18 protein-coding genes are annotated in these 24,527 nt (G+C 47.5%); 10 read left to right on the forward strand and 8 right to left on the reverse strand.

The features are described 5' to 3' along the window. Nucleotides 1-88: 88 nt before the first annotated feature. Nucleotides 89-2,149 (reverse strand): glycoside hydrolase family 43 protein, encoded by a 2,061-nt coding sequence (locus BGX12_RS11700; protein ID WP_109736241.1) that lies wholly within the window; start codon nucleotides 2,147-2,149, stop codon nucleotides 89-91. 310 nt (nucleotides 2,150-2,459) lie between these two features. Here BGX12_RS11700 and BGX12_RS11705 point away from each other — a divergent pair, with 310 nt between their 5' ends. After that, on the forward strand, nucleotides 2,460-3,020 hold the full coding sequence (locus BGX12_RS11705) for a hypothetical protein (protein ID WP_109736242.1): 561 nt from the start codon (nucleotides 2,460-2,462) through the stop codon (nucleotides 3,018-3,020). 267 nt (nucleotides 3,021-3,287) lie between these two features. Here BGX12_RS11705 and rhuM (BGX12_RS11710) read toward each other — a convergent pair whose 3' ends face one another. Next, on the reverse strand, nucleotides 3,288-4,229 hold the full coding sequence (rhuM, locus tag BGX12_RS11710; protein WP_109736243.1) for a RhuM family protein: 942 nt from the start codon (nucleotides 4,227-4,229) through the stop codon (nucleotides 3,288-3,290). A 736-nt stretch (nucleotides 4,230-4,965) separates the two neighbouring features. On the opposite strand from rhuM (BGX12_RS11710), the gene BGX12_RS11715 reads away from it, so the two are divergent. From BGX12_RS11715 to BGX12_RS11735, 5 genes are all read left to right on the forward strand, one after another. Next, entirely contained in the window at nucleotides 4,966-5,973 is a 1,008-nt protein-coding gene (locus BGX12_RS11715; protein ID WP_109736244.1) for a DNA cytosine methyltransferase, read from the forward strand. Then, a complete protein-coding gene (locus BGX12_RS11720) occupies nucleotides 5,973-6,248 on the forward strand; it encodes a hypothetical protein (protein ID WP_109736245.1) in 276 nt (91 codons plus the stop codon). Before BGX12_RS11715 ends, BGX12_RS11720 begins: the two co-directional genes overlap by 1 nt. 91 nt (nucleotides 6,249-6,339) lie before the next feature. Further along, nucleotides 6,340-7,473: an AAA family ATPase gene (locus BGX12_RS11725; protein ID WP_158278237.1), complete on the forward strand. Its 1,134-nt coding sequence runs from the start codon at nucleotides 6,340-6,342 to the stop codon at nucleotides 7,471-7,473. 55 nt (nucleotides 7,474-7,528) lie between these two features. Then, nucleotides 7,529-8,890 carry an LlaJI family restriction endonuclease gene (locus BGX12_RS11730; protein WP_158278238.1) on the forward strand — a complete coding sequence of 454 codons (1,362 nt, stop codon included), beginning with the start codon at nucleotides 7,529-7,531 and terminating at the stop codon, nucleotides 8,888-8,890. A gap of 79 nt (nucleotides 8,891-8,969) precedes the next feature. Next, complete coding sequence (locus tag BGX12_RS11735) at nucleotides 8,970-11,996, forward strand: discoidin domain-containing protein (RefSeq protein ID WP_109736248.1); 3,027 nt, start codon at nucleotides 8,970-8,972, stop codon at nucleotides 11,994-11,996. A gap of 114 nt (nucleotides 11,997-12,110) precedes the next feature. Here BGX12_RS11735 and BGX12_RS11740 read toward each other — a convergent pair whose 3' ends face one another. Both BGX12_RS11740 and BGX12_RS11745 read right to left on the reverse strand, forming a co-directional pair. Continuing rightward, a complete protein-coding gene (locus BGX12_RS11740; RefSeq protein WP_109736249.1) occupies nucleotides 12,111-13,400 on the reverse strand; it encodes a citrate synthase in 1,290 nt (429 codons plus the stop codon). 206 nt (nucleotides 13,401-13,606) lie between these two features. Further along, nucleotides 13,607-14,902 (reverse strand): aminotransferase class I/II-fold pyridoxal phosphate-dependent enzyme, encoded by a 1,296-nt coding sequence (locus BGX12_RS11745; RefSeq protein ID WP_109736250.1) that lies wholly within the window; start codon nucleotides 14,900-14,902, stop codon nucleotides 13,607-13,609. A 333-nt stretch (nucleotides 14,903-15,235) separates the two neighbouring features. On the opposite strand from BGX12_RS11745, the gene BGX12_RS11750 reads away from it, so the two are divergent. Further along, nucleotides 15,236-15,445, forward strand: coding sequence for a hypothetical protein (locus BGX12_RS11750; protein WP_109736251.1), 210 nt, complete (start codon nucleotides 15,236-15,238; stop codon nucleotides 15,443-15,445). Here the strand turns inward: BGX12_RS11750 and rhuM (BGX12_RS11755) are convergent. Then, nucleotides 15,426-16,373 carry a RhuM family protein gene (gene rhuM / locus BGX12_RS11755; RefSeq protein WP_199220768.1) on the reverse strand — a complete coding sequence of 316 codons (948 nt, stop codon included), beginning with the start codon at nucleotides 16,371-16,373 and terminating at the stop codon, nucleotides 15,426-15,428. The genes BGX12_RS11750 and rhuM (BGX12_RS11755) overlap by 20 nt on opposite strands. A gap of 182 nt (nucleotides 16,374-16,555) precedes the next feature. Here rhuM (BGX12_RS11755) and BGX12_RS11760 point away from each other — a divergent pair, with 182 nt between their 5' ends. The 3 genes from BGX12_RS11760 (at nucleotide 16,556) to BGX12_RS11770 (ending at nucleotide 20,288) form a co-directional block, all read left to right on the forward strand. After that, the gene (locus tag BGX12_RS11760; RefSeq protein ID WP_109736253.1) at nucleotides 16,556-17,914 is read left to right on the forward strand and encodes a hypothetical protein; all 1,359 of its coding nucleotides are present in this window, start codon (nucleotides 16,556-16,558) and stop codon (nucleotides 17,912-17,914) included. Between the two features lie 98 nt (nucleotides 17,915-18,012). Continuing rightward, complete coding sequence (locus BGX12_RS11765; protein ID WP_146196325.1) at nucleotides 18,013-19,110, forward strand: hypothetical protein; 1,098 nt, start codon at nucleotides 18,013-18,015, stop codon at nucleotides 19,108-19,110. 155 nt (nucleotides 19,111-19,265) lie between these two features. Beyond that, nucleotides 19,266-20,288: a branched-chain amino acid aminotransferase gene (locus BGX12_RS11770; protein ID WP_109736267.1), complete on the forward strand. Its 1,023-nt coding sequence runs from the start codon at nucleotides 19,266-19,268 to the stop codon at nucleotides 20,286-20,288. Nucleotides 20,289-20,393: 105 nt separating this feature from the next. On the opposite strand, the gene BGX12_RS11775 is transcribed toward BGX12_RS11770, so the two are convergent. Genes BGX12_RS11775 through BGX12_RS11785 form a run of 3 tightly spaced genes read right to left on the reverse strand, consistent with a single transcriptional unit; the run spans nucleotide 20,394 to nucleotide 24,520 of the window. Beyond that, complete coding sequence (locus BGX12_RS11775) at nucleotides 20,394-20,801, reverse strand: NINE protein (RefSeq protein WP_109736255.1); 408 nt, start codon at nucleotides 20,799-20,801, stop codon at nucleotides 20,394-20,396. 18 nt (nucleotides 20,802-20,819) lie between these two features. Beyond that, a complete protein-coding gene (locus BGX12_RS11780; protein ID WP_109736256.1) occupies nucleotides 20,820-22,970 on the reverse strand; it encodes an ATP-dependent RecD-like DNA helicase in 2,151 nt (716 codons plus the stop codon). Nucleotides 22,971-22,984: 14 nt separating this feature from the next. Next, nucleotides 22,985-24,520 carry a carbon starvation protein A gene (locus tag BGX12_RS11785; protein WP_109736257.1) on the reverse strand — a complete coding sequence of 512 codons (1,536 nt, stop codon included), beginning with the start codon at nucleotides 24,518-24,520 and terminating at the stop codon, nucleotides 22,985-22,987. Between the last annotated feature and the right edge of the window lie 7 nt (nucleotides 24,521-24,527).

The following is a 24,527-nucleotide window of genomic DNA, read 5'->3' on the forward strand; positions in this document are numbered from 1 at the left end:
ATCGTTTGAAATTAAAAAAGAGTAATTTGCAAAAAATGCAAATTACTCTTTTCTTATTCTACCAGAATCTGTAGGAAATTTTGAGCAACTAGTTCGCGAACTGCCAGGTATCGAACTGCACATCACCCTTGATTATCAAGTAGACGGTGTGAACGCCGCTTGTTATGCCACTGCACTTTGCTTCCAGTTCCTGCCAGTCGCTTGCAGAACTGTTGACTGTGGCAACGTTTGCACCATCCCGTTTATCAAGACGGAGAGTTACAGAACCCTTGCCCTTCACCAAAGCCTTCAGAGTTTTTGCACTGCTGAAATTTACATTACGAACTTCGATGATGCCTTCTGTAGGTGCGGGACCGTCCTTGCTGGGAGTACCGATTGTAGCCACCATGTGGCCCGGTTCCTCTGTCTGTACGTAGCGAATGCCCAAGGTAGCCGCAGCTGTTGATGCCTGCTGCACAATATAGGGGTCAAGATTCTTGATAGCCTTTACGCCCTTGTAAGTCGGCTTAGCTTCCTTGATGACAACCTTTGCTTCGTCCACCTCGATTTCGTCAACCAAGATGCTGCGGAAACCGCCATGGGAACCGATGGAAGCCTCAAGAATTGCTGCCTGATAGAACAGATACCACTTGTCCTGATACTTATGGAGATGGGTGTGGTTGTTGCCGTAGGTCATGCCATTTTCACCCATGTTCTTGAAGTAGTTTCCGCCGTAGGTCCAGGAATCGGGATTCAGCGGCTCGGTGCTGGTAAAGTAATTCATGCTGCAGGCAGTTGGCGCCTCGCCACCCCAATCCCAGGGCGTATGGTCATCCCAGTTGTTGTTGAAGGTGTACACGTACTTGCCGTTAATATAATTGAGCTCATTAGCCTCGAAATGGAACGGGGACGGAAGCTTGACCGGATCCCCATCGAGAGAGTGCAGATCTGGTTTGAGCTTGGCGATCCAGCCTTGACCATTACCAAACGAAAGCCATCCATCACCATTGTCGTCAATTACTGCACCTGGGTCAAATATGGAGCCGCTGCCCTTTACAACAGGATGGTCGCCATCGATAAGGCTCTTGCTCAAAGGAGATGTCCACGGGCCTACCGGAGACTTTGCCTGGATAACACCGGTGCCAAAACCGCTATTGGAGAAATAGAGGGAGAAGAGGGTGCTGCCATCGGCCTGTTCCTTGCTGATGATGCTTGGTGCCCATGAAGCCATAATCCAGGGAGCCACCTCGCCGACAGGAATCAACCCGTGGTAAGTCCAGTTGACCATATCGTCGGTGGACATCATTACCAAAGTTTTGATCTTCTCGTAAGTATTGCTGACGCCTTCTTCGTACTGCTGATGGTCATTGGTTCCATACACATAGAGGCGTCCCTTGTGTTCAATGGCGGTCGGGTCTGCGCAGTACTGGAAATCCAGAATAGGGTTGCCATTGCCCACGCCCAGTTTTGGGGACTTCACTGGCATCTTGCTTACTGTGCCGTCAGAGTCCTTTGCGCGGATAATGATTTTACCGAAATTAATGGTCGCTGCATCACTAGGTGTGTTGGGGCTTACGACCAGTGCCAAGCTAACGAGAGTTTTGCCCGGTTCAAAGGTCAACGCAAAACTTTTTGCACCGCTAGAGATTCTTTCCGTTGTCTTGGTTTCGTCGCTGTAGGTTGCGATTACGTCAATATTGTCGTATTCGACGGCCTTGGTAAAAGCTATCTCAACCTTTGTGAAAACGTCCGTATCCAGATCGTGAATATCCCAATAGTTGTTGGCGTATTGCTTGTAGGTAAAGCTATTGTTAGTTGTGTCCTTTTCGCCGCCGCCGCCAAACCAGTCCACGATGATATCTTCAATAGTGAGAGCGATATCGTACTTCGCCACGTTCTTTATGCCATCATCCTTGTCGAGAGGGTCGCTTGGCTGCTCTTGAGAGACGCTGTCCTTAGGCTGAATAGGATTGAGGGAATCCTTGGGCTGTTCCGGATTAGTAATATCACCGGAATCATCTCCAGGTAGTTCCTGGTCAAGTGAGTCGCTGGGCTGTTCCAGAGTGGGGTCGTCATCAAGGTTCTTGTTTACGGAATCATCGTCTCCGCATGACATTACCATGGACGAAACGGACACAAGCGTTGCCGCAAGAAAGATTTTCTTATTCATATTCGCACCCAATGTTTCAATAATCACCTCTTATGAAAATACGCTAAATCCATAGGTTGTGAAAATATGGAGGGTGGAACCTCAAATGTTTCGTTGAGAATTTCTAAACGCTTTGCAACAACGTAAAAAACGGAATCTTACACAACGAGACTGTTCTCGTTCGATATTTTTTCTAACATGAACTTGTTGGAAATTCCGACAAGTTGCATTTTATGAGTTTTCTAAATATCGGTAAAAATTTAACTTTTACCGACAAATGTATTGACGGAGCTAAGGTTTTCGTTTATATTTTGAACGCGTAGAGAAAAATATGGCGAACGAATATAAAGTTGTAAAAACGTATAGTGCATGCCTAAGAGAGTGTGGTAGCCAGTATCAGGTGCAAAGGGCTGTCGAAACAGGTTCGCTCTTTAAAGTTGAGGAGGGCGTTTATGCTGCAGAGCCGAATGTCCCCGAGATTGCCTTGATTTCTGCGAAGTATCCCAATGCGATTATTGCAGGGGAGTATGCGTTTTATTATCACGGGTTTACCGATGTGATTCCGGAAAAGTACAGTATGGCGACAAAGTCAAAGGCTGCGAAAATCTCGGACCCCCGCGTGTTTCAAATTTATGTTCGTGATGATTTGCTGGAACTAGGAGCCCAGACGCAGTCTGTTGATGGCTACGAGTTCAGAATCTATGATCGCGAACGGATGTTAATCGAATTGCTGCGTAATAAGAACACCATGCCATACGATCTGTATAAGGAAATCTTGCTGAAGTATCGTGGGCTGGTCAATTCTCTTGAGCTGTGGCGTATTCAGGAATATGCAGAAAAGTTTCCTAAAAGCAAGATGATCAAAAAAGCCCTTGATGAAGAGGTTTTGTGATTCTTAACTTCAAAGAAATGATTGCTTCCTATCTTGTGTTACAATTGATTAAGACCCATTTAAACCCCTCGAATTCAATGGGTTTAACGTGATTTTAGAACGCGTCAAGAATTTGTTAATATAACGGAAATCAGTAACATTGCGATAAATCTTCATAAAGTTGTCAAATTCGACCACTTTAAATATGGCGAATTCGCTATATTTATTACAAACGCAATATCTTTATAGTTTCCATTAATAGGGGTCGAATTCGACCCCTTTAAAACTTTAGTTGTTCTTTTTCCCGGACGCCTGCGACACCATTTCCAGCAGTTGCTGCTTTGAAACAAAATTCAGCACGGAGAATGCGGTCAGTTTTTTCCCAAGTTCGTTGAAGGATGAACCGATGTGATAAACGGTCTCGTCCACGATGATGAACCTGTCATGAACATTCTGCATGCCTTCGAGTTTTACGGTTGGGAATTGACGATTCAGTCGTTCTTCTTCCTCTCGCAGATGTCGGTTTACATGGCCGGAATAGACAAACGCATTTACACCCGCAGACTTCTTGGCAACAAGTGAGAGTGCGACATCGTCTGCAAAAGGATCGATGACGATGATTTCTTCCTTTGCGGAACGCACCAGCTGGCAGGCAAATTCATACCCACTCCACCAGGATTTTGCATTCAGGATGCCCTCACTGGGAGGCAGGTTTGCCTTGACGAAAAAGTCCACCTGCTTTTCGAGAGTGGCTAGGCGAGTGCTCGTTTCCACGCCTTTTGAGTCAAGCTCGTCCAAACGTTTTTCGTGATTAATCAGTTGCCTGTCAACTCGTTCTTCCGTCAGCATAAAGCGTTGATTTACGCTTGCTCCGCGCAGAAGATGTTCCTTGAGAACCTGGTTGGCCCATTGGCGAAATAAAATGCCATTTTGCGATTTAACCCGGTAGCCTACAGATAAAATCATGTCAAGAGTGTAGTGCTCAACATTTCTTGAGACTTTTCTCCCGCCTTCTTCTTGAACTGTCGCAAAATTTGCGACAGTTGGAAGCCCTCGCAATTCTTCCTTCAAGGCGTTATTGATATGCTTTCCTATTGTTTTGACATCTCTACCGAATAGAACTGCCATTTGTTGGCGATTTAGCCATACAGTATCTTTATCCAAACGCACTTCAATGTGAAATTCGCCGCCCTCGGGCTGATACACGATGATTTCGTTTCTCTCTTCCATATTTACTCCTTTGTGTTACAAGCTGGATATAAAAACACAAATTTAATGCACAAATGTTCTAGTGAACAAAATATAACTAATTTTATAAAAATGGGCAATAGGTGCGCCGAAAAAATTTGAGTGACACCTACTGACATGTCGGATTATCTATATTCCCCGTGTACATAAAGAGTTTTGCTCTTGTTCCTCACCCGAAACTTCGACAATTTCTGAACAGGGAATAAGGCGACGCTCACGCTTGCTACCGGGCTATGCTTGGCGGCATCGTTTTGCTATATGCATATTTAATAGATCTGCCTGTACGCAAACGACCCTTTTTGGTGCATCTTGCACCAGCTGCCGTTTTTACGGCACGCTTTTGGGGCGTGGGTTGTTTGCGTTTATTTGTTCAGGGCAGTCGAAGGCCTCAGGTGAGTAAGCGCATTCAGCCTCACGCCTTTTTTCATTGATATCGTGTGGAAGTTTCGCAATAAGAACGGCTCTTGCTGGGTTTGCTCTTATTCGCACCTGAAACTTCGACACTTTCTGAACACGAAATAAGACAAACGTTCGTTGATCTATGGTTGCATAGGCCATGCTGTACCCTGGGCGTACTGTATTCACTCGGTGCCCGGGGAATTCGTGCGTGTATCCACACGTGCGTTTGCGAGCGTTTTCTTTGCTTGTTTTGACATCGCGGTTTCTTGCTCCCGACTGAGGGTGAACTCGTTCACCTTCAACTCGAGGAACGAGATACATGGCTAAGTCCAAGAATGACGCAAATGCAAAGTCCATTCAGGAATTTCATTTATTCGCAGGTATAGGCGGAGGAATTTACGGAGGTGAACTTCTTGGACATCAATGTTGCGCTGGTGTTGAAATCAGTGAGTTTTGTCAGACGGTTTTGAAGCAACGCCAAAAAGATGGCTGGATGAATGAATTTGAAATTTATGGAGATCTTCGTTCCTTAAACGGCAAAGATTTTAAAGGAAAGTTTGATGTCCTTTGTGGAGGCTTCCCGTGCCAAGCATTCAGTACCGCAGCGCACGGAAAAAATATTGCCGAAAAAAATCTTTGGGACGAAATGTTCAGGTTCGTAAAGGAATCTGATGCGCCTGTAGTATTTGGTGAGAATGTTGTTTTGCGAGCAATAAGTAAAGCGAAAACGGATTTGGAATCTGTTGGGTATAAAGTCAAATTCTGTAGACTGAGTTGTTCTGATTTAGGTGCAGATCATCAGAGAAATCGTTTTTGGCTTTTAGCTGTAAAAGACGATGAAGTGTTTGATCATATTAAAGAACATATTCTTTCCTTACCCGTTTTCAAGGGAAAGTATTGGAACAAAAATCCTGATCAACTTGGGAATGAAGTTGCAACAACGGATCGTCGCGAACAATTAAAAGGTGTTGGCAATGCTCAGTCTCCTTTTGTAGCTGCATCTGCTTTTAGGATTCTTGTAAATCGACATATAGAAAATGGTAACTATACAGAAGTTGTTTCCGATGAAGAAATAGCAAAAGTTTTTGAAATTCAGAAAACATGGATTAAGGAAACTTTTGGTGATGAGATGGGATTGGTTCATACCCCGACTACGATGGCAAATTATTCTGCACCATCCATGATGAAACATCAGGGTTGTAGAAACTTCAAGAAAGTGTTTGATAGGCCCGCGCCCAAAAACGCAGAATATCTCATGGGATTCCCACTTGGAGCAAGTTCTCCAGAACCTCAAGGCAAAAATAATTTGAAGAAGTGGGGTGCGTAATGACTGCCTATGAAATTTCCCTTCTGCTAAAAAAACTTGGGGTTCGAGAAACAAAGGCAGAGACTTATCCAAACACTTATAGTATAGTAAATGGCTCAAGTTTTCTTGCTCAGCAGGTAAACAATCGAGATTCTGCATCATGGAAAAAAGCAGAATATATAATTCTAACAGAATCTCATGTTTCAAAAGAAATCATAGATGGGTGGAAAAAATTAACAGAGCGAGAACCTCTTCCTAGTGCGATACAAAAAGCTATGCGTTCCAACATCGGATGATAAATTTGATGTTTATGATTCTCAAGGGAAATTGATTGAATCGGATTCGCTAGATAGAGTTATAAGGCATACTCCTGATATAGTTGATTTCTTGAATGAAAGTGAAACTTCTGTAAATTCAAAATCAGTCAAAAACGTTTCTTCCTTCACTCCTTCCCAAGTCATCTACTACGGAGTTCCCGGCTGTGGCAAGAGTAAAAAGATTCAGGATATAACCAAAACCGTTCCTGAGTACAATAAGATTCGAGTTGTATTCCATCCCGGGTACGAGAGCACTGATTTTGTCGGACAGATATTGCCTTGCGTGAGAGAAGATGGGAAGGGTGTAGATTACAAATTCAATGCAGGGCCGTTTACAAAAATTCTTCGTCGTGCATATCTCAATCCGCAACAGCAATTTTATCTCGTAGTTGAAGAAATTAACCGTGGCAATGCTGCTGCGATTTTTAGCGATGTCTTCCAGTTACTTGATCGTTTAAAGAATAATGATGAAGATAACATTGGCGGAAATACCTACAAGAAAGGCTGGAGTCAATACTTCGTTGATAACGTGGATATCAATGGTTATATCCGTAGCGAATCTGCATATCTAAATGAGATTGACGACGAGAATAGAGAAAGCATTCATCTTGGTGTATTCCCTAGCTCTGATTTGACCTCTACAAGATGTTTCAAGTCTGTCAAGATAAAAGATTGCAATGGCTGCGACATCACTTTCACCGCAAATACGGCAATCCGTCTCCCGCCCAATCTTTCCATTTATGCGACCATGAACACTTCCGACCAGAATGTGTTCACTTTGGACAATGCCTTTAAGCGTCGCTTTGATTCGGAGCTTGTTAAAAATACATTGGATGGCGAACAGCACAAGGCTCAGCGTGAAACGAAAATTGAAAATACTGACATTACTTGGGGTGTGTTCTGGGAAAAAGTCAATGATTTGATTCTTGAAAAGAATACCTCCATGATCAGCTCCGAAGACAAACGCTTTGGCGCCTACTTTATCATCGGCGAAGAAAAGACGGATGATGCGGGCAACAAGTATCGTGAAATTTCCAGAAAACTTTTTGGTGAAAAAGTCCTGGAATATCTTTGGGATGACGCCTTTAAGTACAAGCGCAAGGAAGTCTTTGCCGAAAGTTGCAAATCTGTGGAATCATTGATTGAAAACTTTGAAGAAGGTGGTTTTGCCGCAATATTCAAGGATGGAATTTTAGGACTGTAAAATGAACGGAGTTCGTTTTAGCGATTTTTGCTGTCGTCAAGACGACTTGCAAAAAGTGAATGAACAATTCGTAGGTGTAAAGTTTGATGGTGGTAAACCACGGATTTATTTTCCCTACGGATGTTTTTCTGATTTTGCAAAAACTCCAGATGAAGTTCTGCGAGAAGTTTTCTCAAGTTTGATGAGTGTTCTTTCGGATCAAAGTTTAATTGCCGATGCGGAAAACTCAAACTACGCCGCTACATCTGAATTTGAGGCCTTGCTGGAATTTCCTTTTCAAGAATTTTTGTATGTGCTGGATTATTATCTTAATTTCGGACTGTACAAGGAAACGGAGAAAAGCTATAAGCAGGGGGTTCATGGAAAAATCAACTGGAGCCGTACCATAAAGCAAATTCGTCCTCAAGTTTACGAGAACGATGATGGTTACGGAGTTGTTTATCTGGACCCCATTTCTTGCTGTAATTCCCAAAATGAAAATCAGCTGGTGACCTTAATCCATGAATTCTGTGTTGCACAAGCGCAAAGGTTGATTGGACCTCTTTACAGCATTGAATTGTCTGTGGAGCCGACTCTTGAATTTGACTACGAATTGTTTTCAGCAGTTCTCATGGAGAAAGTTTCTAAGACTTTTAATGACCGAAAACTTAGGCTGTTCAACGCCATGCAAACGATTGTTGAATTTCTGCATGGAAATTCTGTGAATGGAACCCTCAGTGAATATTGCTTTGGTGTAACTAGTTTCGCTCCCATTTGGGAAAAAATGCTGGATCGCATTTTTGGAAATCTTCGCGATGGAGAAACGAAGGATATGTACAATCCTCATTGCGGTTGGAACATCGGTGGCAAGGAACGAAACGCCGATGATCAGAAATTTGCTATGCGTCCGGATACAATCGTGTGGCAGGGTGACCACATATTTATTGTTGACGCAAAATTCTACACTGGGGATAATCTTCCCTCATCAAGTTCCATCAGCAAGCAGATTGTGTACGGTCAGTTTGTGGAACAGAAACTGTGTAACGAGAATCTTCGGGATGGCGCGACTTACCAAGACTGCGCAAGCATTGGTAACAAAATTTTCAATGTGTTCTTGTTGCCCTACTGTTACGAAAATTGCGAAGCAAATCGCTACGAATGCCGCGAGCCTGAAATTTTGAATCAAATCCCCTTTGATCCGTATAAAATGCAGTTTCTGGGCACAGCCTCTAGCGACTGGATGGACAATTCTAAACCTTACCACAAAATCGTTGGCATCCAGCTGGATGTAAAATCCGCAATGCGGAACTACCGTCGCAACGAAATTGCTCAATTCAAGTTGGCGGAAATTGTGAAGGAAAAACTGTTAAAAATTGCAAAGTCTTCTGTATCGGATGAAATGATTGAACAAAATTCTGTTGCTTTAACTGCCGAATAATGGCTTCTCGGATTTTATTAAAGAATTTATTTTTAGATTGTTATTATAAAATCTGAAAATTTAAAATCCGAAAAGTTTTATGAAAAAGAAATTTGTTTTGTCGGCGGCAATGATTGCTGCTCTTGGTTTGGCGGGTACCGCCCAGGCGGCACAGACGGTGATTAAGGTGGATGATACCAAGCCGGGTGTGGTGATTAACAAGAATAATATGATGTCTGCGGATTTGGCCATCTGGAATCCGCCTAGCCGTTATTACGATATGACCGACGCCCTGGTGGATGGCGGTTACACTTTGTTCCGCTTCCCTAACGGCAGCTTGAGCAATGATTACCACTGGAATGGTATTGGCAAGTATGATAGCACGGGCCTTTGGATCACTACGGAAGAAGAGGGCAAGTATGCTCCGGGTTTCTTGGGCGAAACCATTTACCGCGGCACCACCAAGGACAATTACGGTTTTGTGCGTCGCAGTCATTTGGCCGACGGCAAGATGGAAACCATGTGGTGGGGCGAGATTCTGGACCCTAACGATCCGCCCTGGGTTGTGGTGGAATTCCCCGAAAAGAAGAACATTGATTCCTTGCAGATTAGCTGGGGCGATTTGCGCCCCAAGGCTTTCCAGTATGAATACTGGACTACGGATTATGCGGAATATCCGGGTGTGCATCAGGCGCTGACCAACGACTTGAAGCTGGAAGCCAGCGTGAAGGTGACTGGCCCTGAGACCATGTACAAGGGCAAGTCCGTGCGCACTCGTTATGTGGCGATCCGCTTTAAGTTGCAGGACTTGCCGGGCAAGGGCGTGCAGATTCGCGAGATGAAGATGTTCAGCAACGGCGAGGATTTGCTGGCCGGAAACGAATACAAGATGTATGCCATGTCCACCCGCAATGGCGACAAGGCCCGCACCGACTGGACCAACATTCCCTGGCATTTCGAAGAGTTCATGAAGTATCTGGGAACGCTGCCGAAATCCGCCGACGGTAAGCCGGCCCAGGCTGTGATTTGCGTGAATGCGGGTACGGGCACATCCAAGGAGGCTGCCGCCTGGGTGCGTTACGCCAACAAGGTGAAGGGTTACAATATTAAGCAGTGGGAAATCGGTAACGAACTGGACGGCGAATGGGAAGAATCTGGCCCCATTTCTGCCCGCCATTATGCGGCCCGCTATTTGGAATACGCCCGCGCCATGAAGGCTGTGGATCCCACTATCATTTTGCATGGACCGCTGCTCAGTACTCACAAGATGATGCAGAAGGGCGCCGGCATTCTGGATGGAAAGTACTGGATGGAAGAATTCCTCCGCATTGTGGGGGAGGCGGAAATCGCCGATGGCAAGCGCTACCTGGATGCAGTGGACTTGCACAATTATCCGTACTGGACTCCCAATGGCGCCAACGCCAAGGACATGCTGAAGGCGATGCTGGATGTGGGCCCCAATATGGATACGCTGGACGTTTGGATGAAGCGCCACTTGCCTGGTGTGGACAAGGTTCCTTCTGCTTCTGGCGAAGAAAAGCGCCGTGTGTTCCTGTCTGAATTCAGCACCAACGTTCAGGGCTACAGCCTGTTGATGGATTACCCCCAGGCAACGGCCATGGCTATGATTTTTGCGCAGCATGCGGTGCGTTTTGGCGACCGCTTGCAGGTGCTGCCCTGGGACGCTTTCGGTAACCTCTTCAAGAGCCCGGACGATACTTGGGGTACCATCAGTATGACTGCCCTTCTGAAGGAAGGTTCCTGGAACAAGTGGAAATCTCTGGAGCCTACTGCGGAATACTATGGCGTGTATATGACTTTCAAGCAGTTCCTGGAAGACGGCTTTGCTGTGGTTCCTGTGGAAAGTTCCAATTCTGAAGTTGTGGCTTATGCCTTGGCGAAGGATAAATCGGCTCGTGTTCTTTTGGCAAATCTGTCTGACGTTGCGCAGGTTGTGCAAATCGACCGCGTTTCTGTAGGCGCTGGAGCCGATAAGGCCGCCATCGAAGTGGATGTGTTTGGCGAGGAACAGTTCAAGTGGGTGGGCGATCAGAAAAACGCTTATCCCTATCCGAAGATGGGCCCCAGCGGACGCCGTCTGAATCCGGAAAAGTCCCGCGACATTACCATTCCGCCTTTCGGTCTCGTAGTGGCTCAAATTAATCCTCGCGCAGTTGGGACTGACAAGGCCACCGCAAAGAACGCCGCAACGCCTGTGGTTCTCGCCGCAGCCTTGGAAAAGAAGGTGATGATGGTGGGGGATACGGTGGACCTGTTTGTGACCGCCGTGCAGCAGAATGGTCAGCTGACAGGCGCAACTCTCAAGATTCCTGGCTTTGGAAAGAAGGGTAGTGCCATGACTGTGAACGTTACGCCTGATGACGGCAAGTGGGACGCCTCTGTAGAAAGCTTCCATGTGAAGGTTCCTGTACCCGAACATGCAAAGACGACGCCTGTGGTGGTGCAGGGTACCGGAGCCAAGGGTACTGAAATTGAATTGACGGTTACAGGCCTTGGCGGTAAAAAGACTGTGCAGAAGATTCCGTTCCGCGTGCGTGGCGCCTATCGAACCACAAGCGTTTTGCAGAACTTTGATAACGGCGTCGATGCCGTGGATTGGTTCCCGGTGGTGGGCGAAGGCAATACAGAAATGGGTGCCAAGGTCTTTAACGGAAATCCGCCCCATGGTGGCTTTATCCGTCATGATTTCCACATTGAGCAACCGCCTACTCTTGGCTGGCCCAACTACTCTGGCGCCTACTACGTTGTTCCCCAGGAAATCAAACAGTCTGTAGGTGTGGTGTTTGATTACGCCACCAACCACAACAATCCCGATGGCTACATCGAAGTTCAGGTGCAGAGCGATCAGGTGAAGGACTACGACGAGTTCATGGTTCGCCTCCGCAATACTCACGGCAGCTGGGTCCGCGACACCCTCATCTGGGAGAACATGACTCAGGAAGGTTGGGGCAAAACCATTCCTCAGCTGGATCCTACAAAGATCAAGACCATCAATTTCCGCGCCCGTCATAGCGGCGTGGGCTACATCAGCCTGGACAACATCTTCCTCTTGCAGGAAGACGGCACCGAAGTGCCTATGCCCAAGGGCTTGCGCCGCCTGAGGTAATGGCTCTTGTTTTAAATACAAGCGGGAACTTTCTGCTTGTATAAAATGAAAATCAAAAAGAAAACCTCGCAGTAGAGCTGCGAGGTTTTTGCTTAACGCTTGATCGCTGCGCGATTATCTCTTGTCCCTATCAACCCAGGGTCTCAGGTTTTCGCCAGTGTAAATCTGACGAGGACGATTGATCTTGGAGTTGGGATCGTCGTGCATTTCCTTCCAGTGAGCAATCCAACCCGGCAAACGACCGATGGCAAACATCACGGTAAGCATTTCGGTGGGGATGCCCATGGCGCGGTAGAGGATACCGGAGTAGAAATCCACGTTGGGGTAGAGCTTACGTTCGATGAAGTATTCGTCCTTCAGGGCGGCTTCTTCAAGCTTCAGGGCAATGTCAAGCAGCGGGTCGTGAACGTGTTCGCGTTCAAAAACCTGATACATGAGCTTCTTCAGCACCTTGGCGCGGGGGTCGTAGCTCTTGTAGACGCGATGACCGAAACCAGAGAGACGGAACGGGTCGTTCTTGTCCTTTGCCTTTGCCATGACCTGATCGATGGTCATGCCGCTCTGCTGGATGCGGAGCAGGGTTTCCAGCACAGCCTGGTTTGCTCCACCGTGGAGAGGTCCCCACAGGGCGCAAATGCCTGCACAGATAGATGCGTAAAGGTTTGCCTGGGAGCTGCCCACCATACGGACTGTAGAAGTGGAGCAGTTCTGTTCGTGGTCCGCATGAACGATGAGCAAGGTGTTCAGAGCCTTTTCCATAATCGGATCCGGGTGGTAAGGGCGAGCCTTACTGCTGAACATCATGTTCAGGAAGTTACTGCAGTAACTGCGTTCTGCTTCCGGGTAGACGAACGGTTCACCGATGCTTGCCTTGTAAGCGAAAGCGGCGATGGTACGAATCTTGGAAATCAAGCCTGCAGTGGTCAGTTCGAATGCGCTGGCAATGTTTTCATCGTCGTAGAAGCGGGGGGTGAAAAGACCCACAGCGTTCACGATGGAACTGAGGATACCCATAGGATGTGCGTTAGGCGGCATCTGACGGAAGAAACTCAGCAGGTTTTCGTGGAGGAGTGCGTTTTCGGTCAGGAGAGTACGGAAGTGGGAAAGCTGCTGGGATGTGGGCAGTTCGCCGTAAACCAGCAACCATGCTGTTTCAGGGAAGGTAGCCTTTTCAGCCAAGTCTTCGATGGCGTAACCGCGATAGCGCAAGATGCCCTGTTCACCATTCACGTAGGTGATGGAGCTCTTGGTGCTACCAGTATTCAGGTAACCGTAGTCAAGCGTTACAAGGCCAGATTCCTTGCGGAGCTTGCTGATGTCGAGACCGTGTTCGTTCTCAGTACCTTCACAGACGGGGAGTTCGAAACTCTTTCCGTTGTAGTTCAGTATTGCGTTGTCGGACATTGATCCTCCAGGGGGTAGTAGACGGTAGTCAGTAGGAAGTTAGAAGTGAGTTCTAAATCTCTGACTCCGACTATTATTCATTTTCATAAAAAGTAGAATTTGTTTTTGTCTTTAAGACTCGTTGCAAAAGACTTGTTGCAAATTTTGTGCCAGTAGGTTTCTGCAGCAAAACTGCCTACTTCCTACTGTCTACTTCCTACTTCTAATTACTTCTGCAGTTCCTTAACAGCCTTGTAGATGTTGTCGAAGAGCTTGGCCAGCTTTTCGGTGGGCACTGCGGAGAAGGCCAGACGGATAAGGCCGCTCAGCATGATGGTGCCGGTGCTGTAATCCTTGATGAGCTTCTGGCGGAGTTCTTCGGCGTCCACACCCTTGGGCTTGACGCACATGAAGTAACCGCTGTTGAAGGGCATGGCTTCGAAGGATTCTGCATATTCCGGATGGGAAGCCAGGATATCCTTGATGATGTCGTAGCGCTTCTTGAGGGTAGCGTACTTTTCAGCCTTCTGGGAATCGTATTCGGCAGACTGGTAGGCGGCCAGCAAAATCTTCTGGGAAATGGACGGACCGTTGGAGATGTTGCCACGGACGGTACCGGCGGCCTTGTCTTCCAGAGCCTTCAGCTGTGCTTCGGTAGCACCCTTGAAGCCGAAGCTCATGAAACCAACGCGGAAGCCCCAAACGTAGTCTTCCTTGGTGGGGCCGTCCAGCTTCACAGCCAGCAAGTTTTCGTGGGCGTCGACAATTTTTGTAAAGAGGGATTCGCGAGTTACACCATCTTCGTAAACCAGGCCGAAATAGGCGTCGTCCATGAGGGCCACGACCTTGTTGCCGGCAGCGGCACATTCGGTGAGGATCTTAGCGATTTCCACAGCTTCGGTTTCGGTGGCGGTGTAACCGGTGGGGTTGTTGGGGAAGTTCAGGAGAACAACCTTCTTGTCGCTCTTGCCAGCTGCAAGGGCTGCCTTGAGGGCTTCGGTATCGAAACCGCCGTTCTTGAAGGTGTTGAACGTCTTGATCTTTGCGCCGCGAGCGTTTTCGAAGACCAGTTCGTAGTTATCCCAGTACAGGTCCGGAATGATGACTTCGTCACCAGCGTCCAGGAACATGTAACCGGCGCAGCTGATAGCGTGGGTCAGAGCGCAGGTGACCACCGGGTTGGAGAAGTTCTTGGAAGCGAGGGTGGGGTTCTTCTTGATGACCTGTTCCTTCCATGCCTTACGCAGGTCCGGATTACCGAAGCTGGGGGCGTAGAGGAAGGAGTTCTTGGGGAGGTTCAGGGACTTGAGAACGCAATCCAGAACCAGCGGAGAACCGTCGTCTTCGAGAGCGGTACCGATGGTAGCGTTGATGTCGGAGCCCTTAGCTTCTGCACCCTGGCCAAGAATACCCTTGCGGGGGAAGAAAATGGCCTTGCCCTGTTCAGAGAGCATATCGAGGACCTTGCAGCCGTTTGCGGAAAGTTCGGCGTTCAAGGCAACTGCGAGAGGATTGTAGTTCATTTTTCGTTTCCTGTTGAAAAATTTGTTTAAACCGAGGGTCAAATTTAGCATAAGCCGAGCGTCGCGGCAACAAAGAATTTGTTGACATGACCGAGGCGAGCTAAATGCGGCAAACCTGCCGCAAGATAGTTTTTTTTGACCCACCTCGCAAGGTTCGGCACACATACGAAAACGTTATTTAAACCCAAAAATCCGTTATAAATCCGTAGAGGTTTGCCTTAAACCCTGTAATTTTCAAATATTGTAAGTAAAGTGTGGATCTGTAAGGTGTGCAGGATTCTTTTTTTTGACTCAAATCGCAATGAAAATCTAGTTTGTGTACTGGAGCTCACAATGTTTTTGATTCCTCTGATACTAGGTTTCCTAATCGAATTTCTGCTGGTCCCTTACTTTGTCAAACGTAAGGCAGTTCGTGGCCGCGGCTGGATCACCAAGGCCCAGTATCCAAAACTCTACGTTTTTGGAATCGTCATGTACATTTTGCTTGGGCTGTACCTGATGGCCATGAGCTACCCAGTCTATCTCATCGGCCTGGAAAAATAGGCGGGGAACTAATCAGATTTAGCAATTGCTCTTTCGTCAAAAATTCTAAAACAGAAAATGCGGTCAACTTGTTGCCCAAATCCTTTATGGATGCTCCTACGTGATAGACTATGTCGTCGACGATGATAAAACGGTCGTGAACATCTCGAATATTCAGGACTTGTACGGTGGGGTTTTGACGATTTAATAGATTCTCTTCTTCTTTCATTGTGCGGGTGACTCGTGCAGAATAGACAAATCCCTTTACTCCTGCAGACTTTTTTGCCAGGAGTCGGAGAGTTCTGTCGTCTGCATAGGGATCGATGATTATGATTTCTTGTTTTGCTGAACGGACGAGTTGGGCTGCGAATTCGTAGCCGCTCCACCAGGATTTCGCAGGAATTGCGCCTTCTGTGGGAGGCGTGTTTAGCTTGACAAAGAAATCTACTTGCTTTTCGAGAGCGTCAAGGCGATTTTCAGAGACGTCTAGCCGATTGTCGTGAGATTGTAGATGTTTCTCGTGATTGACTAGTTGCTGGTCAATACGTTGCTCGGATAGCATCAAACGTTGGTTGATACTGTAGCCTTTGAGAAGGTGGTTTTTCAGGACTTGGTTTGCCCAGCGACGAAAATAAGTTCCTTGAATAGATTTTACCCGGTATCCTACGGAAATAATGACATCCAGTGAGTAAATAGTAGTCGGTTTAAATTTTGAGAGGGTATTATGCAAAATTTGCATATTACTTTCTTTTTCAATTTCTTTTTCTTTAAAAGCATTTTGAATATGTCTGGCAATGACGGATTGATTTTTTTGAAATAACTCCGCCATTTGAGCCTGCGTCAGCCAGACGGTTTCGTTTTCGAGACGGACATCAAGATGCAATTCGCCATCGGCATGGTAGGCGATGATTTCGCCTTTTTCAGGCGCTTTTTCCGGTTGATTTTCCATCGGAAACTCCGAGGAACGCATTTCCCATGATGCGAGGAAACTCGCGGGCCCCTGTCGGGGGATGTAATAAAAACCGGCGTTTCCGGCTGGGATAAATATACAAATTGCAAAAGTCAGATTATGACAATTTGCGTATTTGACTATATTTATTTTGAGATAAAGGGAATAAATTAGGAGAACATATGAATATAGGCCGCCTGCGAACTATTCTGAGCGCAAAACCGCGTGTCACTCAGCTCGCTATGCTGTTGATCGTGGCAACAATGCTTATTGCCTGCGGAGGTGATAATGGTTCCAGCGCCAGTAGCGATGAAAGTTCTTCCTCTAGCGAAGTCAAGGACAGTTGCTCCTCCAGCGTCATTCCCGGCTCCGACCGGGAATCTAGCAGTTCCTCTAACGTCATTCTGAGCGGCAGCGAAGAATCCAGTAGTAGTGTGGTGGGTTCCTGTTCGTCTGAATTAGGCGAGTCGGGGCTTGAGGCAATTTCCGCAATGGCTTACTATTGTGTCCATGATTCTGCAAAGGTTGATTCCCTTTTGGCAATCTATAAGGCCGATGGTAATTTCGGGGATATGACGACATCGTTTGCCGATTGCGCCTACGAAATGTCCTTTGATTATTTGGATGATGATGTTATTATGCCGTCACCACTAAAAATGTTTTACCTTAATGAGAAACCTTACTCTAATTTTAAAATTTCGTGGGTAAAGTTCAGGGAGACGATTTATAAATTTTGGCAGGATGACTATGGTGTTGGGCCATGCAACAGGGATTTCGAAAACGTCGTGAAACGCAACCAGGATTCCCTAAGTGAATCGCCAAGATATTTTATATGCACTGATAGAAGACCTGGTTATTACAGCGAAATAAATTGGGTCTCTGCCTCGGCACTTCAAGTGGCTACCTACGGCTTGGAATGTGACAGCTCTGATTATCGTTCAATAACGGATAGTGCCGATGGCTCCATGTATGTTTGCGATAGAGGTGATTGGCGCTTGCCTAAGGATGTTGAAAAAGAATATGGGTTGTGTAAGGCCGAAAACAACGGTGAAGTCAAAGCCGGCGAAATATACGAGTACATCTGCGATTCTGCAAGTTGGAAACTGAACGAGTTGGTCCTAGTGGATTCCTCCGACAACCGTGAATTTCGTGCCCTGAAAATTGCGGGCCTTTACTGGATGAGCGAAAATTTCAAAACGGACTCTTCCAGGTATTTTTGGAATGAAGTCATGGATGAAAATTTCTGCCCGAAAGGATGGCGAATTCCCTCAGATAAAGAATGGGAATCCATGCTGGATACTTTGCGTGGTGTAAGAGCGAATGAATATCCCATGAATTTGGTTGAGAGGTTTGGTGGAGTTGTGAATTGGTGGAGCTCTACCGAATATGGTGCGGACAGCGCTGTGGTATTTGGAATTGACTATCACCCCATGGATTATGCGAGTTCGCGGAAATTTACATATCATAGAGGTATTCAGCCCAAGGAATCCAAATACAGATATGATTACGCCCGCTGCGTGAAGGATGGACCCATTCAGTAGGGTGGTTGCCCGATTGAAATACTGTGTTTGTTAAGGTAAAAACGATGAAAGTGAATGATCAAAGAAATGTGCGAAATGGTTTGAAAAAATTTGCTGCAATGTTTATTGTCGCGTTGACACTAGTTGCTTGCGGAGGCGATAATGGCTCCAGCACTACGGATGAGGGTTCCGGCAGTTCCTCTAGCGTCATTCTGAGCGAAGGCTCCGCCGAAGTCGAAGAATCCAGTTGCAGTGTGGCCCTTTCGTCGTCATCGAACCTTGAGCCTGTAGCGAATTCATCCAGCAGCTTCGTCCAGTTGCGTGAAGATACGGAGGACTCTACTCGCCAGACCATTTATCGATTCCTGTATCCCCGCGCAGACATGTCCTTAGATACAGGCTATTTCGATGGTTACGAATGTAATGTCGAAATGGATGGAAAGTTTAGTTGTATGCAAAGGTCCTGTGTTCCCACTGAAGGTGGTCTAATTCATCTCCCGTATAGTTTCGGCATTCTTGCCGTTCCCGCAATTGCTAAGGATGGTGCCGACAGTGTGTATTTTCGCGCCAGTACAAATATTACGCGACTGGTGGATATAAACTTTGGCGATAGTGCACTTACTACATTCATTCCGTTTGCTGACATTCCCGAGTTTGATAGGGATGGCATCTTGGAACAACTCTCTGTTTTACCTGCCGAGCCATGCTCAACTTTATTTCATTTTGAAGGAAATTATCTATTGCAGGCGGATGGATTGCCTGAAGGAATTGTACTTTATCGCGATGGCCAAGGAATCAAGGGGCGTGGAGATTCTCGGGAATACTATTCGGCTTTATTCCCGAAGGAAGAGTTGGACGCCGTAAAGGCGCACATTTATGAGGCCGGTCAAGATGAAAAGTCTTCTTACAACAAACTCATGGTAGGATATTACAGTGAACTGAAATATGCTCCAGATAGAGGACTTGATATCTCCAACCAAGCGATTACAGCAGAGATTAATGATTTTGGCTGCGGCGTTGTGTCGACATCCTATAAAACGGCTGTGCTGGCTGGACTTTGTGAAGGCTGGAAAATCCCCGAAGATGCAAAGGTGTTTTCCTATCGCCTAATCAACATTTCTGACAAGGTCCCTGAAAATCCTGTCCAGTGGAAGTTGACCTATATGGATCAGTATGGCCGAGGTGGCTCCTTGGATATTGTCTCCCAATTTGAATAGGCGTGTAAGCTTCAGTTGCCTTTTAGGGTGTATCAGCCCTCAAAAAATAAACGAATTTGAATTTTTTACGTCTGTTTTTTATAAATTTCAAGCAGAAATTTTTAACTCTGGCGCCTTGTGACGCCTTATAAAAGGTCGCAAATATGCAGATTGATTTGAATAATGTCGATTGGAAGACTCTCCCCTTCGGTTACTCCGACACCGATTACAACGTTCGTTGCTACTACCGCAATGGTCAGTGGGGCAAGATTGAAGTTTCCTCCGACAAGAACATCAGCATTCACATGGCCGCTACCTGCCTCCACTACGGTCAGGAAGGTTTCGAAGGCCTGAAGGCTTACACTGGCAAGGATGGCAAGGTCCGTCTGTTCCGCGTTGACGAAAATGCAAAGCGCATGCAGAGCACTGCAAACCGCGTTCTCATGGCTGTTCCGCCTATCGAACTTTTCCGCGAAATGGCTCACCTGGTAACCAAGCTCAACGCTCGCTTCGTTCCGCCCTATGGCCATGGTGCAACTCTTTACATTCGCCCGCTCCTCATCGGTACTGGTGCAGAAGTTGGCGTGAAGCCTTCTGACGAATACCTGTTCATGATGTTCGTCTGCCCGGTTGGCCCCTACTTCAAGGATGGTTTCAAGCCTGTTGACATGATGATCAGCCGTAACTACGACCGTGCCGCTCCTCAGGGTACCGGTACTGTGAAGGTTGGCGGTAACTACGCTGCTTCCCTCCAGTCTCTTGCCGAAGCCAAGAAGCTGGGCTACTCCAGCACCATCTATCTGGATGCCAAGGAAAAGAAGTACATCGACGAATGCGGTCCGGCAAACTTCTTCGGTATCAAGGGCAAGTCCTACATTACCCCGAAGTCCGAATCTATTTTGCCGTCCATCACCAACAAGAGCTTGCAGCAACTGGCCGAATACCTGGGCTACACTGTTGAAAAGCGTCCGGTGGCTTTCGAAGAACTGGCTGAATTCTCTGAAACTGCAGAATGCGGTACCGCAGCTGTGATCACCCCGATCAAGAAAATCGTGGACCCCGTTGCCGGCAAGGAATTCACCTACGGCGATGGCAAGAATCCGGGCCCTGTCTGCACCGAACTCTTCACCAAGTACACTGCTATCCAGTTCGGTGAAGCTGAAGACCCGTTCGGCTGGACCGAGGTTGTAGACCTGTAATTAACAGGTTCGAGGAAATCTCAAAAATTTAAAAGGCTCGCGATGAATGTTGCGGGTCTTTTTTTTGCATATTGAATGCGTAGGATCTGTTTTGTATAAACGATCCTAGAAGACTTTCAGGAATCTTAAAAGTTGAGTAAGAAAGATGGAAAAAACAGCGATGTTGACCGCCGCCATGACAAGGCCCACTTTCTTACACCAGGGGCAGGGCGCGAGGTTTATGCCGTTTTGGGTTGTGTAGGTTCCGTTGCCGATTTTGTATAGATCGATTAGGTTCCAAATGACGGATATGAACGCTGTAATGCCCAAAAAGGTGCAAACCAGTTTGATGATGCCGTTACGATTGTTGCCGCAGAAGAAATCGTGAACGCCTAAGGTTCCCATGATGATGGAAAGTATGGCAACGAGGCTTGCTTTATCCTGGGGAGAAGAATCCTTTGGCTTGCAGGATTTTTTCCGCGGAGTTTCTACGGGAAAACTCATCTCAAGATTGTTGTTGTCTTTTTCCATCATGAGATAAAGTGTAGAATTTTAGGAAAGTCTTTCGGTGAGTCTCGTAAAACGGCGGGTGCTTCGGACGTTGCGGACTGCCTGGTGGAAGGCTCCAGGGGCAGAAAGAATCCACACGTGTCCTTTGGCGCGGGTGATGGCGGTGTAGATTAGGTTGCGTTGCAGCATGATGGAGTGGCTAGAATCCAGGACCACGACTACTGCGGGATATTCGCTACCCTGGCTCTTGTGGATGGTGCAGGCGTAGGCGAGGGTCAGTTCCTCCAGTTCATCCTCTTCGTAATCTACGGTCTTGTCATCAAAGAAAACCGTAATCTTCTTGTTGGCGGCGTCAATGCGCCAGATGATGCCTACGTCCCCGTTGAACACGTTCTTTTCGTAGTTGTTCTTGATTTGCATGACGCGATCCCCGTTGCTCCATTCCACACCTTGCATTTTGTGGCGAGGAGCGCTTGGGTTCAGCAGCGTTTGCAGGAACGGGTTCAGTTCGAAAATTCCCAGAGGGCCTTTCCGCATGGGGACAAGGACCTGCATTTGTTCGATGAGATTAATGTCCAGCTTGCTCTTGATGCCTCTTGCAATGAGCTCCTCAAGGAGGGCCTTGCATTCCTCAGGTGTTTCGAAGGGCATAAAGTGAAAGTTGGGACCATCCAGCGGGGATGGCGTAATGCCCTTGTTAATCTGGGCGGATTTTGCGGCAATATCGTTGTCGCCGGCCTGACGGAAAATGTGCTGCAGGCGGACGCTTGGAATGTTTGGACTGCGGAGAAGATCGTTCAGGACGTTCCCTGGCCCGACACTGGGCAGCTGGTCTGCGTCCCCCACAAATACAATGCGGGTGCTTTCGCCAACGGCTTCCAGCAGGGACGATGCCAGCCAGGTGTCCACCATACTGAATTCGTCCACGATCAGGAGTTTGCACTGCAGTTGGTTCTCGGAGTTCTTCACGAACTTTCGGGAAACAGGATCCACTTCCAGAAGCCTATGGATAGTGCTTGCCTTTTCGCCACAGCAGTCACCCATGCGCTTGGCGGCGCGTCCCGTGGGGGCGGCAAGCAAAATGCTTTCGCCCATTTTCCGCGCCAGATGGAGGATGCCTTTCAGGATGGTGGTCTTACCAGTGCCAGGACCGCCCGTAATGATAAACACCTTATGGGAAAGTGCCTTCGTGATTGCTTCCCGCTGGATAGGGTCGAAGGCAAACTTATGGTCCCGTTCCCAGTCAATCAATTCACGATTGATGTATTCGGGACTGATGAATTCATCCTGGTTGTTGATGCGGCAAAGAAGATCGTTTGCGATTTTTTCTTCTGCACGATACAGGGGCGGGAAAAAGCAATCGTCGTCAATCCGCTTGATGCGTCCCGTGGCGCAAGCATCCTCAAAAAGGTCCAGCAACGAATTGATGGAATCGTCATCGCTGTAGTCAATGCGCAAGTTCTTTAAGGTACGGCCAATCAGATTGTCCTTGGGCAGGTACGTGTGGCCTTCGCTCATGGCCGCTTCCTGCAGGGTGTACAATAAGGCTTCCTGCAGTCGCATGGGACTATCTTTGGGGATTCCCACTTTCATGGCGATTTCGTCGGCCTTAAGGAACCCGATGCCGAAAATTTCCTCGCATAGCATGTAAGGATTTTCATGAATTTTCTCTATAGTTCCCTGACCGAACTTCATCCAGATTTTCTTGGCCACACTACCTACGATGTCGTGGCTATATAAGAACATCATGGTCTCGCGGCTATGACGTACTTCCTGCCAACGTGCTAAAAAAATCATGGCCTTGGATTTCGGGAGTCCCTTAATCTTTTGTTCCAGGAACTGCTCCGGATGATTGTCCAAAATGTCGAAGGTGCTTTCGCCAAAGATGTCGTAAATGTTCTGGGCGGTCTTGGGACCAACACCCGGACAGATGCCGCTACCCAGGAAGGTTACGACGTCGCTGTCATCGGCTGTGGCAACGAGTTCAAAACTGGTACACTTGAATTGTCGCCCGAACTTGGGATGACTTCCCCAATCTCCTGTGAACTTTACGCTTTCTCCCACATTTAGTTGGGGGAGGGTACCCGTCACCACTACCACTTTCTTGGACTCTGCATCCGTAAGGCGCAAAACGGTAAAACCATTCTGCGGACTGTGGAATGTGATGGATTTTACGGTCCCCTGAATATCCATAAATGTGGTAAGCCTTATTTCGGCTTGTACTGATTCTTTACGTCAAGTTCTGCGTTCCACTTGTCGGGATCGAAGTCTGACATGGTGGTCAGTTTCTTGCCGCGCTTTACAAGCCAAACGCCCAAGGCGATTGCGATGAATATTGCCAGGGCCCTAGCGGTATTGTAGTCCAGACCGAAGCCTACGGGAGCGCCCTTCAGGTTGGTGGGGCTTACCCACAGAATGTAATCTGCGGTAATGAAGGTCATGAACATGCAGGGCAGAAGAGCGATCCAGAAATTCTTGCACTTGCTGCGGAGATAGACTGCTGTAACGCAGAGGCTACATACGGCCATGAGCTGGTTGCTCCAGCTGAAGTAATTCCACAGGATGTTGAAACCTTCCTTGTCCAGGTTGCTCCAGAAGATAATGGCAAGGCAGATGGCGAACATGGGAACGGTTAGGAGCAGGCGATTCTTGGTAGATGCCTGGTCGATGCCGAACAGTTCGGCGATGGTCAAACGAAGGCTACGGAGACTGGTATCGCCGCTAGTGATGGCAAGGACGATCACGCCTACCACCACCAGGACAGAAATCGGTGCGAAGGGAAGAACGTCATTGACCAAAGTGCTCAGAACTTTTACGCCGCTTGCGCCAGTAATGAGTTCCGGGAACTTGTGGTAGATGTACATGCCGCCTGCAGCCCAGATCATTCCGATAAGGCCTTCCAGGATCATCATGCCGTAGAAAGTTTGACGGCCGGTCTTTTCGGTAAATTCAGTACGGGCCACCAGAGGACTCTGGGTGCTATGGAAACCGCTAATGATTCCGCACGCAATGGTGACGAACAGCATGGGAAGAATAGGCTGGTGAGCCGGATGCTGCGTGAAGTTACTGCCAAAGTCGCTGAAGTTGATTTCGGTAAGAACATTCAGGTTGGGGGCGATTCCAATCAGGATGGCGATGGATGCAACAATCAGAAGGCCGCCAAAGATGGGGTAGATACGACCGATGATCTTATCGATGGGGAAGAAGGTGCTCAGGAAGTAGTAGACGAAAATGCAGGCTACTGCAACCCAGAAAAGGGTGGGAGAAACTGCGTTACCAACCAGGATGGGGGTGTTGATGAGCTGAGCCGGAGTATTGGTAAATACGGCGCCTACCAGGATCAATGCCACGGAAATCAATGTCATGACAATTTTGGAAGGACCCTTGCCTAGGAACTTTCTGGAAAGTGCCGGAACATTGTAACCGTTGTTACGCATGCTCACCATTCCGCTGAAGTAGTCATGGACGGCGCCGCCCAAAACGTTTCCCAGCGGGAGAAGGATGAAGACGATGGCACCAAACTTAATGCCGAGAATCACACCGATCACAGGACCGATACCCGCGATATTCAGAAGCTGGATCAGCATGTTCTTCCAGTGGGGAAGAACCAGGCGGTCCACGCCGTCGGGATTTTCGGTAGCGGGGGTCTTGCGATCATCGGGGCCGAACACATGTTCTACGAACTTTCCGTAAGTAAAGTAGCCGCCGATCAGGATTGCGACGCCAATCAGGAATGTGATCATTTTGATG

This window comes from Fibrobacter sp. UWR4 (assembly GCF_003149045.1).
Taxonomy (GTDB): Bacteria; Fibrobacterota; Fibrobacteria; order Fibrobacterales; family Fibrobacteraceae; genus Fibrobacter.

What these genes read in the sequence shown, in the direction of transcription:
- BGX12_RS11715 (WP_109736244.1), top strand. Translation starts at nt 4,966, where the DNA reads ATGGCTAAGTCCAAGAATGACGCAAATGCAAAGTCCATTCAGGAATTT.
- BGX12_RS11760 (WP_109736253.1), top strand. Translation starts at nt 16,556, where the DNA reads ATGAATATAGGCCGCCTGCGAACTATTCTGAGCGCAAAACCGCGTGTC.
- BGX12_RS11720 (WP_109736245.1), top strand. Translation starts at nt 5,973, where the DNA reads ATGACTGCCTATGAAATTTCCCTTCTGCTAAAAAAACTTGGGGTTCGA.
- BGX12_RS11745 (WP_109736250.1), bottom strand. Translation starts at nt 14,902, where the DNA reads ATGAACTACAATCCTCTCGCAGTTGCCTTGAACGCCGAACTTTCCGCA.
- rhuM (WP_109736243.1), bottom strand. Translation starts at nt 4,229, where the DNA reads ATGGAAGAGAGAAACGAAATCATCGTGTATCAGCCCGAGGGCGGCGAA.
- BGX12_RS11775 (WP_109736255.1), bottom strand. Translation starts at nt 20,801, where the DNA reads ATGATGGAAAAAGACAACAACAATCTTGAGATGAGTTTTCCCGTAGAA.
- BGX12_RS11705 (WP_109736242.1), top strand. Translation starts at nt 2,460, where the DNA reads ATGGCGAACGAATATAAAGTTGTAAAAACGTATAGTGCATGCCTAAGA.
- BGX12_RS11785 (WP_109736257.1), bottom strand. Translation starts at nt 24,520, where the DNA reads ATGATCACATTCCTGATTGGCGTCGCAATCCTGATCGGCGGCTACTTT.
- BGX12_RS11780 (WP_109736256.1), bottom strand. Translation starts at nt 22,970, where the DNA reads ATGGATATTCAGGGGACCGTAAAATCCATCACATTCCACAGTCCGCAG.
- BGX12_RS11740 (WP_109736249.1), bottom strand. Translation starts at nt 13,400, where the DNA reads ATGTCCGACAACGCAATACTGAACTACAACGGAAAGAGTTTCGAACTC.
- BGX12_RS11750 (WP_109736251.1), top strand. Translation starts at nt 15,236, where the DNA reads ATGTTTTTGATTCCTCTGATACTAGGTTTCCTAATCGAATTTCTGCTG.
- BGX12_RS11735 (WP_109736248.1), top strand. Translation starts at nt 8,970, where the DNA reads ATGAAAAAGAAATTTGTTTTGTCGGCGGCAATGATTGCTGCTCTTGGT.
- BGX12_RS11700 (WP_109736241.1), bottom strand. Translation starts at nt 2,149, where the DNA reads ATGAATAAGAAAATCTTTCTTGCGGCAACGCTTGTGTCCGTTTCGTCC.
- rhuM (WP_199220768.1), bottom strand. Translation starts at nt 16,373, where the DNA reads ATGGAAAATCAACCGGAAAAAGCGCCTGAAAAAGGCGAAATCATCGCC.
- BGX12_RS11765 (WP_146196325.1), top strand. Translation starts at nt 18,013, where the DNA reads ATGTTTATTGTCGCGTTGACACTAGTTGCTTGCGGAGGCGATAATGGC.